8 protein-coding genes are annotated in these 20,158 nt (G+C 41.9%); all 8 read left to right on the top strand.

The window, feature by feature from the left end:
- Positions 1-120: 120 nt before the first annotated feature.
- Positions 121-2,073, top strand: a complete 1,953-nt coding sequence (locus tag LQ227_RS23795) for a sialate O-acetylesterase (protein ID WP_230151472.1) — start codon at positions 121-123, stop codon at positions 2,071-2,073.
- A 47-nt stretch (positions 2,074-2,120) separates the two neighbouring features.
- Positions 2,121-3,632 (top strand): family 43 glycosylhydrolase, encoded by a 1,512-nt coding sequence (locus LQ227_RS23800; protein WP_230146173.1) that lies wholly within the window; start codon positions 2,121-2,123, stop codon positions 3,630-3,632.
- Between the two features lie 359 nt (positions 3,633-3,991).
- Positions 3,992-5,773, top strand: coding sequence for an NPCBM/NEW2 domain-containing protein (locus LQ227_RS23805; RefSeq protein WP_230151474.1), 1,782 nt, complete (start codon positions 3,992-3,994; stop codon positions 5,771-5,773).
- Positions 5,774-5,977: 204 nt separating this feature from the next.
- Positions 5,978-8,386, top strand: a complete 2,409-nt coding sequence (locus LQ227_RS23810; protein ID WP_230151476.1) for a sugar-binding domain-containing protein — start codon at positions 5,978-5,980, stop codon at positions 8,384-8,386.
- Positions 8,387-8,392: 6 nt separating this feature from the next.
- Positions 8,393-10,483 (top strand): beta-galactosidase, encoded by a 2,091-nt coding sequence (locus LQ227_RS23815; RefSeq protein ID WP_230151478.1) that lies wholly within the window; start codon positions 8,393-8,395, stop codon positions 10,481-10,483.
- A gap of 208 nt (positions 10,484-10,691) precedes the next feature.
- Positions 10,692-14,864 carry a two-component regulator propeller domain-containing protein gene (locus LQ227_RS23820; protein ID WP_230151481.1) on the top strand — a complete coding sequence of 1,391 codons (4,173 nt, stop codon included), beginning with the start codon at positions 10,692-10,694 and terminating at the stop codon, positions 14,862-14,864.
- Between the two features lie 671 nt (positions 14,865-15,535).
- The gene (locus LQ227_RS23825; protein WP_230151485.1) at positions 15,536-16,879 is read left to right on the top strand and encodes a glycoside hydrolase family 27 protein; all 1,344 of its coding nucleotides are present in this window, start codon (positions 15,536-15,538) and stop codon (positions 16,877-16,879) included.
- Positions 16,866-19,439, top strand: a complete 2,574-nt coding sequence (locus tag LQ227_RS23830) for an alpha-L-arabinofuranosidase C-terminal domain-containing protein (RefSeq protein WP_230146179.1) — start codon at positions 16,866-16,868, stop codon at positions 19,437-19,439. The genes LQ227_RS23825 and LQ227_RS23830 overlap by 14 nt, the downstream gene beginning before the upstream one ends.
- The last annotated feature ends 719 nt before the right edge of the window (positions 19,440-20,158 follow it).

Genomic DNA, 20,158 nt, shown 5'->3' on the forward strand with positions numbered 1-20,158 from the left:
TCTACGGTTCTTCAAGGGCCGTAGATTTTGGTAAATATAAATCTCCCGGCCAGGTGGAAGCTTAGCAATTGATGGATGAAAACCTCCATCTCCGAGAGAGAATGATTATACACACAAATAATGAGCGTACGAATACAAGCCTGGTTTATATTTTTTATATTGCTCCTTTTTATCCAGGTAAAAGGTTATACCCAGATTGTTCTGCCAAAAATTTTTGGCGATAATATGGTTTTACAAAGAGGCATTAAAATTCCGGTTTGGGGAAACGCTACGCCCGGCGCACATATCATAGCTGAGCTCGGGCGATTCCGTGCTGTCGCGATAGCAGATCATAAGGGAAAATGGATGGTCCGTTTTCCGGTGCATAAAGCAGGCGGTCCCTATGCACTTAAAATTTCAGAACAGGGAAAACCGGAATCAGAAACCAAGCTTAATGGAATCCTTATTGGCGATGTATGGCTGGCTTCCGGGCAATCGAATATGGAGTGGCAGGTAAAGCAATCCTTGAATGCAGATAATGAAATTGCAAATGCCAATTACCCCGAAATACGCCTGCTTCAGGTAGCGCACGATAAGAAATTAACACCACAGTACAATATCCCCGGGGGAACGTGGGAAGTTTGTAATCCTGTAAACGTGCCGCAGTTTTCGGCTGTTGCCTATTATTTTGCCCGAAAAATACATCATGATCAGCGTGTTCCCATTGGCATTATCCAAAGCACCTGGGGAGGCACGCCTATAGAATCGTGGACAAGCCGGGCGCAATTGCTGACTTCACCGGTAACCAAAACAAATATAGCTGCCAACGATACTTTAAGTGAACAAAGTTTTGTAAATGATAGCCTTAACCTGATCCGCTTCTGGGATATCGTATATCATCCGCAAAATAATACAGATAAAATAATATCAGCAACCGGGTATGACGATTCGGGCTGGCCGACTGTAGAAATGCCCCGGCTGATCAAAGATTTTGGCATTGGGCCTTATGAAGGGATGGTATGGCTGCGTAAAAAGATAACCTTGCCCGAATCCTTTTCCGGAAAAGACTTAACCCTGCATCTCGGGCACCCGGAGATGAACTATTCGATGTATTTCAATGGCGAAGAAATCTGTAAAACCATATGGAACAGTGATCCGAAACAATCCTATACCATTCCTGCTAAATTAATTAGAAAAGGTGAAAATACGATTAGCCTCAGGGTAGCAATGTTATGGGGTGGCGGTGGCTTAAATCCTCCGGCGGAGCGAATTAATATCACTGATGGTACCATTAAAGTTTCCTTAGCTGGAAAATGGCGCTACCAAAAAGACCTTGAACCAGGTTTGCCCAAAATAAAAAACTATCAAAATTATCCCTCATTGCTGTTCAATGCAATGATCAATCCGGTTATTCCTTTTGGAATCAAAGGATTTCTCTGGTACCAGGGAGAAGCCAATGAGGCTGACGCCTATAACTACCGAAAGTTATTTCCCATGCTGATTGACGACTGGCGAAAACGTTGGAAACAGGGCAATCTGCCATTTCTGTATGTTCAGCTCGCAAATTTCAAAACAAGAAAGCCGCTTCCTTCCGAAAGTGAATGGGCCGAACTGAGGGAAGCCCAAACGTTAACATTATTGCAACCCAATACTGATATGGCCTGCATCATCGATATCGGTGAAGCAGATAATATCCACCCAGTAAACAAACAGGAGGTTGGCCGGCGCCTGGCATTAAATGCCAATAAACTGGTGTATAAACAAAACGTAACAGCATCGGGGCCTTTGTATAAAAGTTATCGGAAAGAAGCAAATCGCATCTACATCAATTTTGCCAATGCTTCAGCTGGCCTTAGAAGCAAAGATGCCAAAGAAATAACAGGCTTCTCGGTAGCGGGTAATGATCAACAGTTTTACTGGGCGAAAGCCACCATAAAGGGAAAATATGTGGTGGTTTATGCCGATCAGGTGCGAGATCCTAAAGCGGTACGTTATGCCTGGGCTGACAATCCGGAATGTAACCTGATAAATTTCGAAGGTCTGCCTGCCATCCCTTTCAGAACAGATAATTGGAAAGGAATTACACAAAAATAATAAATAATCAATAACAGGTTAACCATACTTTTTACCGCATAAAATATATGAATAAAATTATAATCACAATTTTTTTGCTGCAGTTTAGCATTTGTGCAACAGCGCAGTACCAGGTAGCTCAGCACCCGAGGACACCGGGCTTCTATACGAATCCAATTTTTGCAGGGGATTATCCCGATCCCAGTATATTACGCGATGGGGATAATTATTACATGGTCCATTCATCCTTCGAATATTACCCGGGGTTATTAATCTGGCATTCAAAAGATCTGATCAACTGGAAACCGGTAACCCATGCTTTACACAAAAAAGTAGGTTCTGTGTATGCACCCGATCTGGTGAAGTATAAAAATAAGTTTTATATCTATTTCCCTGCAAATGGTACCAACTATGTAGTAACCGCAGATTCGGTCGAGGGTAAATGGAGTGAACCGGTTGACCTGAAAATCGGCAACATCGACCCCGGACATATTACAGATGAGCAGGGCAAAAGATATTTATTCTTTAGCGACGGAGGATTTGTGGCTTTATCTGATGATGGCCTTTCCACCACAGGAAACCAAAAGAGTTCATACAAAGGTTGGCCCATCCCCAGAAACTGGTCTATTGAGTGTTTTTGCCTGGAAGGCCCTAAATTGATAAAAAAGGGAGGATACTATTATATTACTGTGGCCGAAGGTGGAACAGCAGGCCCGATAACGGGCCACATGGTCGTATCCGCACGGTCAAAATCACTGTCCGGCCCATGGGAAAATTCTCCCTATAATCCGATTGTAAGAACAACAGAAAAATCTGAAAAATGGAGATCAAAAGGGCATGCTACCATAATTGATGATGTAAAAGGAAACTGGTGGATGGTGTTCCACGCTTACGAAAAAGACTTTTACAACAAAGGCCGCCAAACGATGCTTCTACCTATAGAATGGACAAAAGACGGCTGGTACAAAGTACCCACAGGTATAAACGACAGTAAACCGATCAAAAAGCCAAATTTGGCCCCTTCTAAAACCAATTTTAACCTGAACGACAATTTTGCGGGTAATAAATTAAAATCTCAATGGCAATTCTTTGAAGAACTGGATACCAACAGGTTTAAATTGGCTAATAACAGCTTGTCTGTTAAAGCAAAGGGAAGTGCTATAGGCAATAGTTCTCCCTTATTATGCATACCTGAAGACCATTCCTACACCGTTGATGTTGAAGTATTAATTGAAGGAAAAGCAACTGCTGGCTTGGCGCTTTTTTACAACAGCACTGCATCTTCCGGGATACTGGCCAACAATAAAGATATCGTAGCCGATTTGCGTGGCTGGAGGGCTCCGGCTGAAAAAAATGTAGTGAACAACCATGTGTTCGTGCGTCTTAAAAATGTAGAAAACACCGTAGATATGTATTACAGTAAAGATGGTGTGAAATGGAACAAAATTGAAAATTCCTTTGAGGTATCGGGCATGCACCACAATGTACTTAGCGGATTTTTGAGCTTAAGAATCGGCCTTTGTTCAATCGGAGAAGGAAAGGTAACTTTTAAAAACTTTAAGTATACTCCGATAAAATAGATATGATGTCAAACTGAGGGGTAATTTATTTTATAAAAATCAGTATGAATGACAGAGGGTTTTTAGTGCTATGTGCCAGCGAGGAATCGTCATTGCGAGGAGGCCTTCTCAGCCAACAAAGCAATCTTACAACTATCGCTAGTAGCGAGCGCTTTAAGATTGCTTCGTGCCTCGCAATGACGATTCTTCTACTGGGATCTGTCAATGGTAGCGGAGTCGATTGCTTTTAATATATCGAAAAACAGGTCTTCGACTACGCTCTCCACAGGAGTCCTTTGGACAGACTGACATACTAATGATTTATAATAAAATTTAAACAGGCTCTAAAAATCAGAATAAATAATATTAACCTAATTAAAATGAGATATACGCTTACCTTGGTTTTGGCACTTGTTTTTAGTGTTATAAACGCACAAACAGCCCCAAAAAAATATCATCAATGGGCATTAACACCGCCTCTTGGTTGGAACAGCTGGGATTGTTTTGGAACAACCGTTACCGAACAGCAAATAAAAGAACAGGCAGATGCGATGGCAAAATACCTTTTGCCAAGCGGATACAACTACCTCACAGTGGATATTCAATGGTATGAGCCTGAATCAAAAGGACATGCTTACGACCCGAAGGCGCTGCTTACCATGGATAAATATGGCCGCTTAACGCCAGGTTTGAAAAAGTTTCCTTCGGCTGCAGATGGAAAAGGTTTCAAACATCTTGCAGACTATGTGCACGCCAAAGGACTGAAATTCGGCATTCATATTATGCGCGGAATTCCCCGTCAGGCTGTTGAAAAAAATACACCGGTACTCGGCACAAACATAAAAGCGCAGGATATTGCCATTAAAAGTTCTACCTGTCCATGGAATCCTGATATGTACGGCGTTAATGCCAGTAGCCCCGGAGGTCAGGCTTACTATAATTCTATTGTGCAGATGTATGCTGACTGGGGAGTGGATTTTATCAAGTGCGACGATATTTCGCGTCCTTATGATGATGTACAAAAGGCAGAAATTGAGGCGCTTCGCAAAGCAATAGATAAAACCGGGCGGCATATCCTGTTAAGTTTATCTCCGGGAGCAACGCCGGTTGAAATGGGCGATCATGTGATGAACCATGCCAATATGTGGCGTATCACCGACGATTTTTGGGATAAGTGGGGATTGTTGCAAGCGATGTTTGAGCGAATGGATGTGTGGACACCTTTTCGTGGGCCCGGACATTTCCCAGATGCCGATATGCTGCCTATCGGAATTGTTGAATTCAAACGCCCGACCAATTTCACCAAAAGCGAACAATATACGCTGATGAGCCTTTGGGCTATTGGCCGTTCACCACTTATTTTTGGTGGAAATATGACTAAGCTTGACGATTTTACGAAGGAAATGCTTACCAATCCCGAAATGCTTAAAGTAAATCAACACAGCATAAATAACCATCAGGTGTCTCGCGAAAAGAATCTGATCGTGTGGACGGCCGATGTACCTAATAGCAAAGATAAGTATGTGGCCCTTTTCAATGCGCAAAGCAAAGAAGAGAATCTTGATTTCAATAATGCCGATTATGTAAGTCCAATAATTGCCGGCAATGGAAGTTCGCAAAAGATAGAAGTATCGGTAAAAGATGGTAAGAAACTTGTTCTCTTTGTAAAAGATGGCGGAAATGGTTCTGATAGGGATCATATCGTTTGGGTCGACCCTGTACTTCATGGTTCCAAAGGCGATTTAAAGCTAACTAACCTTAAATGGCTGAGTGCAACTTCCGGCTGGGGAGATGCAAATGTCAATCGCACCTTCGATAATAACCCAATTATTATAAATAATGAAACACGAGAGGGAATTGGTGCTCATGCGGCGTCTGTAATCATTTATGAATTACCAGAAGGATATGATTCCTTTACAGCAACCGGTTACGTAACACAGGAAATAGGCTCAGTAAATTTTGGAGTTTTGGTTGATAAAGGAACATTAGATTTGCCCGACAAGGCCAATGTAAAAGTAAGCTTTGAAGCGTTTAATATAAAAGGCAAAGTAAAAGTGCGCGATTTGTGGAATCACAAAGATCTCGGAACTTTTGATGGGAGCTTTGAGCGTGAATTGCCACAACATGGGGCTGGACTGTATCGGATAACGCCTTTACGCTAAAATTCTAGTGCTAAGTTAAGCATGATTTTATACTCCCGCTGATTACGCGGAATACGCTGATTTATATGTTCAGCGATGATCACCGAAATCAGTGGGGAAAATAGAACCGCCATTTACTATTATAATATTTAATACTACAAATTAATATAACGCAACAAAGTGAGGAGCTTCAATTTATACAAAAGACAATATTTTGCTAAACAAATGGTATTCGCATTTATACTATTGATAAGCTTTTTTTCAGCATATGCACAAAATGGCATCGAAAGAAAACAGTTATTTGATGATGACTGGAAATTCTTTTTAGGTGATGCGCCAGAAGCTAAAGCAAATGATTTCAATGATTCAGGCTGGCGTAAACTTGATTTACCGCACGATTGGAGTATCGAAGGAAAAATTCATCCTAAAAATGCTACAGGCGGGGGGGGTGGATTTTTTCCGTCAGGGATGGGTTGGTATCGAAAAACCTTTCAGGTGCCTGATAGCTGGAAGGCAAAAAAAACAGCTGTTTATTTTGAAGGTATTTATATGAATTCCGAAGTTTTTATCAACGGAAAATCGCTCGGTGTATATCCTTATGGTTACACATCATTCAGTTATGACCTTACACCTTACCTGAATTTCGGAAAAGAGAATGTTATTGCTGTACGGGTGGATAATGCACAACAGATGAACAGTCGCTGGTACAGTGGTTCGGGAATCTATCGTCACGTTTGGATGATGGTTACAGATCCTGTACATGTTGCACAATGGGGTGTTGCTGTTTCAACCCCTGACGTATCTTCAAAAAAAGCAATTGTATTAGTAAAAACAAAGGTTAAAAATGAAACAGCATCTGCCCAGCGTGTTGTTGTAAAAACCCTTCTTTGGAATAAAAATTCTAAAAATACGGGTAATGGCCAGATGAAGGTCGAACTTCCTGCCAATAGCGAAAAGGAAATCACTCAAACCATCCAAGTGTCAAGCCCGATGCTTTGGACACCAGAAACACCGTATTTATATCAGGCGCAAGTTCAGGTAGTAAAAGACAAAAAAGTGCTTGACGATACAAAAACCAATTTTGGCATCCGTTCCCTAAAATTTACTGTCGAAAATGGATTTCAATTGAATGGAAAAACAGTGAAAATAAACGGCGGTTGCGTGCATCATGATAATGGATGCTTAGGTGCTGCTGCTTTTGACCGTGCCGAAGAGCGTAAAGTTGAACTGCTCAAAGCCGGTGGGTTCAATGCGGTGAGAACTTCCCACAATCCACCTTCTGAAGCGTTTCTCGACGCCTGCGATAGATTAGGTCTTCTCGTAATGGACGAATCTTTCGACTGTTGGAAAATTGGAAAAAACAGTAGCGATTATGCAAAATATTTCAACCAGTGGTGGAAAAAAGATTTGCAGGCAATGATTTTGAGGGATCGAAACCATCCATCTATCGTGATGTGGAGCATAGGTAACGAAATTGTAGAACGGGGAAAACCCGAAGCTGTTGAAACCGCTAAAATGCTTTTGCAGGAAGTAAAAAGAATGGACACTACAAGGCCTGTAACCTCTGCAGTTGTGAATTTCGGCAAATGGGAAAACCTGGATTCTTTGATAAACGTACACGATGTTGCCGGTTACAATTACAACCTGAATACTGCGCCAGACGATCATAAAAGAGTGCCTTCCCGTATCATTGTTCAAACGGAATCCTATCCTAAAGATGCTTTTGCCAATTGGAAACTGGTGCAGGAAAACAATTATGTAATCGGTGATTTTGTTTGGACAGCGATGGATTATTTAGGTGAGTCAGGCATCGGCCGTTGGTATTATTCTGGGGATACACCTGGTGAGCACTGGGAAAATAATTTTTTTCCATGGCATGGCGCTTACTGCGGCGATATTGATCTGATCGGATGGAGAAAACCCATTTCCCATTACCGGAGTATGTTGTACAATAATAACGAAAAACTCTATATGGCCGTTCGTGAACCTGCTCCTGACCCTTTAGAAATCAAAGAAACCTGGTGGTCAGTTTATCCAACCTGGGAAAGCTGGACCTGGCCAGGTTTTGAAGGAAAAACAGTTCAGGTTGAAGTGTATTCCAAATACCCGAAAGTGAGGCTTTACCTTAATAATAAACTGATCGGCGAAGAGGCAACTACCATTGGACAACAGTTTAAAGCTACTTTTCAGGTGCCATATGCTGCGGGTTTGCTTAAAGCCGTAGGGGTAGAAGATAATAAAGAAACGGAATCAGCCATCCTCAAAACTGCTGGCGAGGCTGCAAAAATAAAACTAATAGCAGACCGGAAAGAGATCTTGGCCAACGGGCAGGATTTATCGTACATCACAATTGAAGTAACCGATAAAGCGGGAACAATTCAACCTAATGCGACCAACCGTTTACATTTCAAAATTGAAGGTCCAGGCGTAATTGCGGGAGTGGATAATGCTGATCTGAAAGATTTTGAACAGTACGTGGGCAATACACGTAAAGCTTGGAAAGGTAAAGCTTTAGTTGTGATAAAGAGCAAACATGAAGCTGGCGATATCAAACTAACGGTTACCTCGCCTGATTTACCAGCGGAAACTTTAACCATCAAAACAGCAATTAAGGATTTAAACCACAAGAACTAAGTTCCCATGTTAAAAAAAACTATACCACTGATTATATTAACACTGCTTATTTCGGTAATAAGTGTAAAATCGCAGGAAGTCAACCGGTTTTTCCCGGAAAAAGACCTGATCACTACAGGAATCTACTATTATCCCGAACACTGGAAGGAAAGCCAATGGGAACGGGATATCAAAAAGATTTCGGATATGGGTTACGAGTTTGTCCACCTTGCAGAATTTGCCTGGTTTAAAGTGGAACCTGAAGAAGGAAAGTTTGATTTTACCTGGCTCGATAAGGTGGTGGGTTTATGTGCGAAATATAAGCTTAAGGTGGTCATGTGCACACCATCTGCAACTACACCAGCATGGATGCGGGCTAATTATCCCGAAACCTTTATCATGGACGGGCATTATATCCGTGCCGAACATGGCACAAGGGGACTTGCTTCAATCGTTAATGCCAAATACCGGTTGTTTGTCGAAAAAATTGTAACCGAGATGGGCAGGCGCTATGGTCAGCATAAAAATGTAACCGGATGGCAGCTGGATAATGAGCCCGATGCCAAACCCGATTATAGCGTGTCTTCGCAGGAGGCTTTCAGGCAATGGCTAAAAAGCAGGTACAAAACCATTGATGCTTTAAATGATGCCTGGGGTACAGCTTTCTGGAGCCAGTGGTACAATAATTTCGATCAGGTTATGATCCATAACACCAATCTGGTTGGTTGGTGGGGCAACAATCCGCATGCCCTGCTCGACTTTAAGCGCTACTGTGCCGATGCGCAGGCCGAATTTCTTGATTTTCAGGCCGGCACCTTACGCGGACTCATATCGAAGCAGCAATATATCACCACTAATTATACCGCGGTTTCTCCCGGTTCTGATCCGGGGCGGACAAAGAAACTCGATTTTGCAGCTTATACTGCTTATCCTAATGGTGGCAGCGACAACATTGGCGAACTGGGATTTAGGATGGGAGATAGTAGGGTCATCCTTTTTGCATCAGAATATTTTAAGCGTGTAGGAGGCGTATCGGGTGTGATGGAAATTCAGCCAGGTCCTGTAAACTGGGGAAGTTACAACCCGCTTCTTTTGCCCGGAACGGTACGTATGTGGCTGTACCATACCTTTGCTGCAGGTGGGAAACTTGCCTGTTCTTATCGCTTCAGGCAGATTTTATACAGTGCCGAACAATACCATTCTGGTGTGATACAAACAGATGGGGTAACACCTTCGGCTGGAGGCGAAGAGTATATCCAGTTTATGAAAGAAATAAAAGAACTGAGGAAGCTGTACAAGCCAGGGGCTAAGGTGCCTGAAAAACTGATGGAACGCTCAACGGCCATTCTTTGGAACCTGGAAAATTACTGGACCATCGACAGGCAGAAACAGACCAACCAGTGGGACACATGGAACTATCCCGTTAAGTTCCTTGAAATGGCAAAATCTCTGGGAGCCCCTGTTGATGTAGTGCCAGAAACTACTGATCTGTCGAAATACAAGGTGGTAATTGTTCCTGCTTACGAAATGGCCGACTCGGCTTTGGTAAAAAAATGGAATGACTATGTAACCCGTGGCGGACATCTGATTATTACCTGCCGTACAGCAACCAAAAACCGCATGGGGCATTTCTGGGAGGGTAAACTTGCAGCGCCAATTTCGGGCCTTATCGGTGCGCAGATTACGGCAACCGATATGCTTTCAGCTTATGCGAAAGGAGACATCCAGATGGGCTCAGAACACTACAAATGGAATAAATGGGGCGATCTGTTGCAGCCCGATCAAAATACCGAAGTTCTTGCACGGTATGAAAACCAATTTTATAAAGGAAAGGCAGCTGTTGTAAAACACAAAATCGGTAAAGGATCGGTAACCTACATTGGTGTAGCCACAGATGATTCGAAGCTGGAAAAGGATCTGTTACGCGACACTTACAGCAGAGCAGGGGCAACTACTGAAAATTATCCGCCAGGTGTTTATGTTTATTGGAGGGATGGGTTTTATATGGCCGTAAATTATTCTTCCACTGATTATATCATAAATATTCCTGCAAATTCGAAGATTATTGTTGGAGAAAAAACATTGAAACCTGCTGGCGTATTGGTTTGGAGCGAATAAATGCCTTTTGGGCGAATCGCTGCAGTATTTTTTATCCGAACAGTGGTTTTTTGATCCAGAGAAGTGTTTGCCATTTAGATTTCCTTAAAGATTATAAGGATTTAACTGTAGCTTAGCTATACTGGAACCTTGACCAGTTATAACCTTTAGCGCTTTAACATTGATATTGGAGGCTACCTCAAATTATCAATCTATATTACAGTAACATATGTACCGGTTTTTTGCTTTGATCTTTGTATCTATCTTGTGTAATTCTCTTTTTGCGCAAGAAAACGTATATCAGTTTTCTCACCTCAACATTGCTAATGGCCTATCAGATAATCAGGTAAATGCCATATATAAAGATAACAAGGGATTTATGTGGTTCGGCACCCTGTCTGGCCTGAACCGCTATGATGGACACGAATTCAAGATATTTAAACACAGTTCGAAGGATAGTACCAGTATCCCGGAGGGTTATATCTTAGATATATTTGAGGGGCCGGAAAAACAGTTATGGATTGCCTCTGGTGGTGGTTTTAGTATTTACAGTCCCTCAACCGAAAAGTTTGAACGGTTCCAGGATAAACACCTTAAAAAGTATAAACTTCCTGGTGGGTACCTGAAGGCGATAAAAACCAATAATAGCGGCAAGCTCTATTTCCTGATCGAAAACCTGGGTATTTTTTGCTATGATCCAAAAACTCATGCAACCATCAGGTATGGGCATCAGAAGGGCATACCCAATTCATTATATGCTGATCAGATAAGCGATGTTATTGATGACGAAAAAGGCAATTTATGGGTTATTTATACCAATGGTGTTCTTGATAAGTTCAACTTAAAGAACCGCAGGGTAACAAACAGGTATTTTGCCATCAACAAACGGTTTGGTGAGCAGGTAAATTCTTTCAATCTCAACCGCGATTCGGAAGGCAATATTTTTATTTATAGCAGGGGTAACCCTTTCGGTCTATATTACCTAAATGTGGCAAGCCAACAGTTTAGTTATTTTGGAAAAAAGCAGGATCAATCGGGATTAAGCTCGAATAACGTAAGTAAGGTAATTGAGGGCGACGATGGCAAAATCTGGATAGGGACCGATCATGGCGGAATTAATATCCTGGACAAGTATACCCACAAGTTAACCTATATTTTAAGTAAAGAAGATGATCCGAAGAGCTTAATTGATAATAGTGTAGCCGCCCTATATAAAGATAATAACGGAATAGTGTGGGTTGGGACCTATAAAAAAGGGATCTCTTATTACCATAAAAGTATTTATAAATTCCCCTTAAATCAGTATCTAACTGGGAAAAATGCGCTAAACGAGGATGTTAATTCATTTGCAGAGGACAACAAAGGCAACCTGTGGATCGGAACAAACGGAGCAGGCCTGTTGTACTTAAATAGAAGTACAGGCGAAATAAAAAGGTACCGTAATAATCCTGTCGGCAGTAATTCTTTAAGCAGTGATATTGTGATCAGCCTTACTATTGATCATTCAGGTGTTTTATGGATCGGTACCTATTTAGGAGGCCTTGATTCTTTTGACGGGAAGAAGTTTACGAATTTTAAGCACAGCGCTGATCCCTTGAGTATTTCAGATAACCGGATTTATGCTTTGCTGGAAGATTCTTCCAACAGGCTCTGGGTAGGCACCCTAAACGGTGGGCTAAATTTACTTGACCGTAGTACCGGAAAATTTAAACACTTCAACCCTTCGGTTAAAAATACATTAAATGCTTATGTGGTTACCTGTTTGTACGAAGATAAAAACAAAAACATCTTAATCGGCACCACGGCAGGGCTGAATATCCTGGATGCAAAAACCACTAAGTTTAGCTATTTTAAAAACAACAGCAAAGATACCAATTCCCTGATACAGGGCGTCGTAAATTCAATCACCAATGATAGCAGGGGATGGATTTGGATAGGCACAAGAGAAGGGATAAGCATATACAATCCTTTAAGCAGAAAGTTCACTAATTTAAGCGAAGAGGTTGGCCTGCCTGAAAATACAGTACTTTCACTTATCGAAGATGAGGATCACAATATCTGGTACAGTTCCCTTAAAGGGCTTTATAAAATTTCGGTAATTGCTCAGGGGGAAACCTATAAGTTCAGGTACAGTAAATACAACAAATCAGACGGGTTGCAGAATACGCAGTTCAACATCAATGCAGTACTCAAAACTAAGGCCGGCGAACTGGTTTTTGGAGGGCCAAACGGCTTCAATATTTTCAGGGCAGGGCAGATCAAGAACAGCCAGTTTCCATCAGCATTGGTCATGACCGATCTGGAGGTATTTTACCATAAGGTGAGCGTTGGCGAAAAGATAAACGGGCATATTATTCTGCCCGAAACCATAACAGAACTTAAGAATTTAACCCTCACCTATAAGGAGAATATCTTTTCGGTCCAGTTTGCGTTGCTCAATTATCTTAATCCCCAAAAGGTAATCTATAAATACAGTCTGGAAGGATTCGATAAACGTTGGCTTACAGTACCTTCAGAAAGCCGTAAAGCTACTTTTACAAATCTCGATCCCGGAGAATACACACTCCATGTAAAAGCCTTTAACGAAAACGACGCTGCGCTCCTGGTCGAATCACAATTGAAAATTACCATTTTACCTCCCTTCTGGCGCACAACATGGGCGTATATCCTGTATGTTTTGGCCGTTGGTTGCCTGTTGCTATTTATTAGGAGAAGGGGGATCAATAAATTAAGGCGGGAGTTTGCTTTGGTACAGGAAAGGATCCAAGCCCGGCAATTACGCGAGCAAGACCGTAAGGAGGCTGAAAGGTTACGGGAACTTGACCTGTTAAAAATTAAATTTTTAACCAACCTGAGTCACGAGTTCAGGACGCCTATTTCCCTGATCCTGGCTCCCGTAGACAAACTTTTGATCGAATCTAAAGAGAAGGAAAGGCACGGTCAGCTGGCCATGATCAAAAGAAATGCACGGCGGTTATTAAACCTGGTAAACCAACTGCTCGATTTCCGTAAAATGGAAGAGCAGGAACTACGGTTAAATAATAGCGATGGCGAAATTGTTTCCTTCATTAAAGATGCAACAGATTCTTTTTATGATCTGGCAGAACGGAAGCAGATCAAACTTACTTTTAAAAGCACCATAGAGAATTTATATGTATCATATGATCAGGATAAGATAGAGCGGATATTGTTCAATTTACTTTCGAACGCATTTAAATTTACACCTACAGGCGGAACAGTAGGTGTTGAGCTAGAAATACTGGATGGTAAACCAGGAGATGGCAGGGTTTCATTGGAGTTAAAAGTGATGGACTCGGGGATTGGTATTCCAAAAGATAAACAGGAAAAAATATTCGAACGGTTTTTCCAAAATGATACTTCTTCTTCCATTCTCAACCAGGGTTCAGGGATAGGCCTTTCCATCACCAGAGAGTTTGTCAAAATGCACGGTGGCGAAATAGTAGTAAAAAGCGAACCTGGTTTGGGGAGTTGTTTTACATTATCCTTAAATCTTGTACCCCTTGCCATTTCCGGGCAGGAGCAAAAACATCTTGAGGATGATGATGTGCCAGATGCCGCACCAGATAAAAAAGATGGAGAAAAAGAATCTGCCGACAAGCGTCTCCGCGTAAAAAATGCCCCTCTCATTCTGTTGGTTGAGGATAATGAGGATTTTAGGTTTTACCTTAAAGATAACCTGAGGGTTTTTTATAAAATCGAAGAGGCATCAAATGGTAAGGAAGGCTGGCAAAAGGCGCTTGCTCTACATCCAGATCTGATCGTTTCCGATATCAGTATGCCAGAAATGAATGGCAATGAGCTTTGTGGGAAATTAAAATCAGACGAGCGGACAAAGCATATCCCGATTATTCTTTTAACGGCTTTAACGGGTGAAGAAGAACAGCTAAAAGGGTTAGAAATAGGAGCGAACGATTACATGACCAAACCCTTTAATTTTGAGATTTTACATTCCAAAATCAAGAACCTGCTCACACTGAATCAAACCTTTAAAAAAACTTATTCCAGACAGGTGAGTATGGCATCGCCGGAAATGGAAATAGAATCCGATGATGTGAAATTCCTGAACACCGCATTGCTTTACATTGAAGACAATCTCCATAAGCCTCAATTATCAGTGGAAGATCTGAGTAAACATATGATGATCAGTAGGGTATCGTTATACAGAAAGTGCTTACGGGTTACCGGTAAAACCCCAGTTGATTTTATCAGGTCTGTTAAGCTCGAGAAAGCCGCTGTTTTATTGGAGAAAAGTAGTAAAACCATTTCTGAAATCTGTTATATGGTCGGTTTTAGCACCCCTAACTATTTTGCAAAGGCATTCAGGGAAAAATACCAGTTACTTCCTTCAGAATATAGAGCGAAAACAAAGGATTCGGACTAAAAACAGCTCCTTGCGCCTTTCGGACAGGATGATTGATTGATGGTGTTGAATTAAATAAAAACACAGCTGCGTTGCGGCTCGATGTTATTAAGTTAATTTATTCGGCACAAGCAAAAATAATTAACAACAGATAGAAAGGATGTACACAGATATGAAAATCCGTGTTTATCTGTGTACATCTGTGGTTAAAAGCCCTTAACTTAACGACATTTATCCTATCGGTTGGTGTCTCACCGACGGAAATAAAAGATATTCTTATTTGGAAATGAGTGGCCTGTGGTTCTTGGGGGCGCTCAGTCCCGCCATTCGCTAATTCCGATGAAGGATCGGAACCGCTGCTGTCGGGTTTAGGTACAAAGTTAGGTGCACCCTGCAAGCCAAAAAAAGAAACATTGTCTGAGCTGCTTAGCCCCGGTTGTAGCGTTACTAAAATGTTATTAAGTTAAGCCATTCGGCACAAGCAAAAATAATTTAATCACAGATAGGAGGGGTGCACACAGATATGAAAATCCGTGTTCATCTGTGTACATCCGTGGTTAAAAGCCTTTAATTTAACGACATTGGTGTTGCGGCTTGGATAATATTATTCTTGGTGTGCGTTAAATGATCTGATTATAATCGTTGTTTTAACGTTTATTATTTATATTTGTGAAAGACCAAATATAAAACGCATGAAAAGAATAACATCAGTATTGCTTTTACTTTGTTCAATCTTCACAATTGATCAAACTTACGCACAGCAGAATTTTAAGAATTGGGCGAAGACTCCCCCAATGGGCTGGAATAGCTGGGACTGTTACGGATCTTCTGTTACAGAAGCCGAAGTAAAAGCCAATACAGATTACATGGCTTCCAAATTGAAATCTTTCGGATGGGAATATATCGTTGTAGATATCCGCTGGTTTGTGGAAAATGATAAAGCAGGGGGGTATAACCAAACGGATCCGAAATATGTAATTGATAAATTTGGCCGTTATCTGCCTGCTTTGAACCGGTTCCCCTCAGCAGCAGATGGACAGGGTTTTAAAAACCTGGCAAAATATATACATGCTAAGGGATTAAAATTCGGTATTCATATTATGCGCGGCATCCCTACGCTTGCCGTTAAAGAAAAGATGCCAATTAAGGGTACAAAATACACTGCCGATCAGATCTATAGCACTGCTTTGCAATGCAAATGGCTTACAGACAATTATACAGTGGATGCGACAAAACCCGGTGCCCAGGAATATTATGATTCAATAATGGAACTTTACGCCAGTTGGGGTGTCGACTTTATTAAAATAGATGATCTTTCCCGTCCTTATCATCAGGGCGAAATTGAACTCATCAGAAAAGCAATCGATAAAACTGGTCGCCCGATTGTGCTGAGCACTTCACCAGGCGAAACGCCGATAGAAAAAGCAGAACACGTTCAACAACATGCAAATATGTGGCGAATGGTGGATGATGTATGGGATACCTGGCCACATATTACGCACCTGATTAATGTTGCCCAGCCATGGGCGCCTTATATTAAGCCCGGAACCTGGCCTGATTGCGATATGATTCCTTTGGGTAGAATTTCCATTCGCGGAGAAAGAGGCGGCGACCGTGCAAGCAGATTGACCAAAGATGAGCAGCAAGTGCTGATGACCTTCTTCACCATATTCCGCTCACCCCTGATGTTTGGTGGTGATATGCCGAGTCTGGATCCCTTTACCACTTCGCTGCTTACCAATAAAGCTGTGCTTAAGATGCATAGAGAAAGTACGGATGTAAAATTTCTTTTTAACGATCGCAAGAAAGTTGCGGTAACATCAACGAATGCTAAAACCGGACAACATTATCTCGCCCTGTTCAATCTTTCTGATGAACCAGATCTAAAGGAAATTTCTGTAAAACACTCAGATTTAGGGATAACTAAAATAGCTAAAGTTACAGATAGCTGGACAGGGAAAATTGTTCAGAATGATGGAAAACAAATAACCGTAAATCTTAAACCTCATAGCTGCGTTTTGTATGAAATTAAGTAAGCTATCTATAGTGCTGGTGTTTCTGCTGTTTAGCAGAAACTCATTTGCAACAGAACCAACGCAACATGCTGCAGCTGATTCTGTTTACCTGTTTTCATACGTCAATGATGGATTACGGTTTGCATGGAGTGATGACCGAAATAATTGGACACCTGTTGGAACAGGACAGGTTTATCTTCGCTCAGACTTTGGCCGCTGGGGATCAGATAAAAAAATGTTTGCTCCATATGTCATTCAGGGGCGCGGGGGAGTTTGGCAATGTGTATGGAGCTTAAATGATCGGGTAAAGCAATTTGCCCATGCCCAAACAAGAAATCTGATTGACTGGGGGCCGCAAGGTTATCCCCTTTTTGAAAAAGGTAAGAATATCCTTCGTCCTGTGATTAGTTACCATAAAGATCTCGACATTTATCAGATTGTATACACAGATAGTGAGGGCGCCTATTTTCAGACAGAAACAAAAGACTTCAAAACCTATAGTCCGGCAAAGGAAGTACCCCTCTCTGCCTATAAAAGTAATACCATCACCACTACCATTCAAAACAATCCGGTAAGCGGACAGTTACACCGTGTTAAATGGGCGGTGGTTGAAGCGTTGAATAAAGCTGCGGAGCTCAGGAATTTCAAGGCACGGCAAGATGCGGAGACAACCAAAGAAGATCCGGTACGTTTTGCAAACTTAACAAAGCCCGAGCTGCATATTTCGGCCGAGCCTGAAAAAGCTAAAGCCATAAGCAAGCTGTTAACAGGGATATTTTTCGAAGATATCAACTATGCAGCAGATGGCGGGCTTTATGGTGAACTGATTCAAAATCGTGACTTCGAATACCAGCCATCAGATAAAGAAAACCATGATACAAAATGGAACAGCAATCATTCCTGGACATTCAAAGGCAAAGAAGGAGATTTTGCAATTCGAACAGATCAGCCACTACACCCGAATAACCCACATTATGCGGCACTAAATTTAACGGTTGATGGTAGTTCATTATCGAATGCTGGTTATGACGGAATTGCACTAAAAAAAGGAGAAAATTACCTGTTTTCCAGTTTTGTCCGGGTTGCAGAAGGAAAGAAGTCGTTTGAAGTAAGGCTCGTTAGTGAAAAATATGGCTTGCTTTCAAAGGGATTGATCAGTTGCAGTTCAAAATCCTGGAAGGAAATAAAAACAACACTTAAATCATCGGTTTCAGCGTCGGATGTTAGTTTGCAATTGTGGCCATTACAGAATGGCCGTATTGATCTCGACATGATTTCACTATTTCCCCAAAACACCTTCAAAAATCGCCGAAATGGCCTTAGAGCAGACCTCGCAGATACAATTGCAGCGATAAAACCGCGTTTTGTGCGTTTTCCCGGTGGATGTGTGGCCCACGGAGATGGGATCCATAACATTTACAGATGGAAAAATACAATCGGAGCCTTACAGGCCCGGGTTCCCGACCGCAATTTGTGGGGCTATCACCAGAGTATGGGACTGGGATACTTTGAGTACCTCCAGTTTTGTGAAGATATTGGTGCAGCACCAGTGCCTGTTATTGCTGCTGGGGTGCCCTGCCAAAACTCAGGAGCCAATGGAGGCGGACAACAGGGCGGAATCCCGATGGCAGATATGCCTGCCTATATTCAGGATATTATTGATTTAGTTGAATACTGTAATGGAGCCACAAATACAAAATGGGGGAAGGAACGTGCAGCAGCAGGGCATCCGAAACCATTTAATTTAAAATATATCGGCATCGGCAATGAAGACCAGATAACAGACGTCTTTCGTGAGCATTTCGCCATGATCTATAAAGCACTTAAAAAAGCACATCCTGAAATAACCATTATTGGAACTGCAGGGCCATTTTTTGAAGGCACAGATTATGAGGAAGGTTGGGCTTTTGCCAACGAAATGAAGGTTGATATGATAGACGAACATTACTATCGTCCACCAGGCTGGTTTATAAACAATCAGGATTTCTATGACAAATATGACCGCAGTAAATCAAAGGTATATCTGGGAGAGTATGCGGCAAGCCTCCCAGGGGGAAATAGGACAAACCTGGAAACCGCTTTAGCTGAAGCGTTGTATCTCACTTCCCTGGAGCGCAATGGAGATGTGGTATCTATGGCCTCCTATGCACCATTGTTGGCAAAGGAAAAACATACGCAGTGGAATCCTGATCTGATCTATTTTAATAATACAGAAATTAAGCCCACCATTGGATATTACGTGCAACAGCTTTACGGTCAAAACGTAGGAGATGAATTCATTCCTGCACGGGTTGATTTTTCAGTGAAGAGAGAAGATGTAATTAAGCGGGTGGCGTACTCCATTACCCGCGACCAAAAATCAGGAAAATTATTCATCAAAATTGTAAATATGCTTCCAGTCGCAGTTAAGACTAATATTGATCTGTCCAAGTTAAGTGCTGTGAGCAAACAAGTAATTAAAAAAGAAATATCAGGTCTTCCGGGCGATTACAAAATCCAACCTATAAAAACAGCTATGGATTTTTCGAATCTTAAATCTTTCGAACTAAAACCTTATTCCTTTACCGTATTTGAATTGTAAAACTAAATAAAAGCACTCGTCATCCGATAGTTATTGGATGCGAGAAGGCTTTTTTAGCCGACAGCCTGTGTCGATCTTTCGCGAAAGCAATCTTACAACTGTTGATACTAGTGTGCGCTTTAAACCCCTATCCGCCTATCGGCACCTTTCCCTGAAAGGGAAAGGGCTAAAAAACAAATTACCGCATCCTGCTATCTGCTCCCTGCTATCCGGCATAGCAGATTTTCGCAGGAAAAAGCACGGAAATCTGTGCATTTCCCCTCATTACCCCACAGCGCAAGGCAGGATCAAGCGGGTGTGCTGGGATAAGCCAGGGTAAGAGCCTCGATGCTGCCGCAATTAAGGTTTCCGTAGGTTTTTACAAGAATTGCGCAGCAATCTTTTATACCTATAAAAAACAATACAATCACATAAAAAACGGTGCAAGCCTTGATTTATGCCTTCTTAGTTGTTGTTTCATAGGTAGTCATGCTTTCGCTACGCTCAGGTTTGGTTACCTTTTTATCAAGAAAAAGGTAGGAGCCCCTTCGGCGGCGGTGAGCCGAGGCAAGGCCGAGCAAGGGGGAAAATCTACAATTATCATTCTGAACGCAGTGAAGAATCTTTTGGTAAAAGATCCTTAGTGCCTCAGGATGACAGAAAATTGTAGAAGCAAACGACGGAGTGACTGCCTATCTATCGCAGATAACCCATAGTGGTAAGATTGCTTCCTCGGCTGA

It is taken from the genome of Pedobacter sp. Bi27 (assembly GCF_918698255.1).
GTDB lineage: Bacteria > Bacteroidota > Bacteroidia > Sphingobacteriales > Sphingobacteriaceae > Pedobacter.

Coding starts and splice junctions, on each gene's coding strand:
- LQ227_RS23825 (WP_230151485.1), top strand. CDS start 15,536: ATGAAAAGAATAACATCAGTATTGCTTTTACTTTGTTCAATCTTCACA.
- LQ227_RS23795 (WP_230151472.1), top strand. CDS start 121: ATGAGCGTACGAATACAAGCCTGGTTTATATTTTTTATATTGCTCCTT.
- LQ227_RS23830 (WP_230146179.1), top strand. CDS start 16,866: ATGAAATTAAGTAAGCTATCTATAGTGCTGGTGTTTCTGCTGTTTAGC.
- LQ227_RS23815 (WP_230151478.1), top strand. CDS start 8,393: ATGTTAAAAAAAACTATACCACTGATTATATTAACACTGCTTATTTCG.
- LQ227_RS23800 (WP_230146173.1), top strand. CDS start 2,121: ATGAATAAAATTATAATCACAATTTTTTTGCTGCAGTTTAGCATTTGT.
- LQ227_RS23810 (WP_230151476.1), top strand. CDS start 5,978: ATGGTATTCGCATTTATACTATTGATAAGCTTTTTTTCAGCATATGCA.
- LQ227_RS23820 (WP_230151481.1), top strand. CDS start 10,692: ATGTACCGGTTTTTTGCTTTGATCTTTGTATCTATCTTGTGTAATTCT.
- LQ227_RS23805 (WP_230151474.1), top strand. CDS start 3,992: ATGAGATATACGCTTACCTTGGTTTTGGCACTTGTTTTTAGTGTTATA.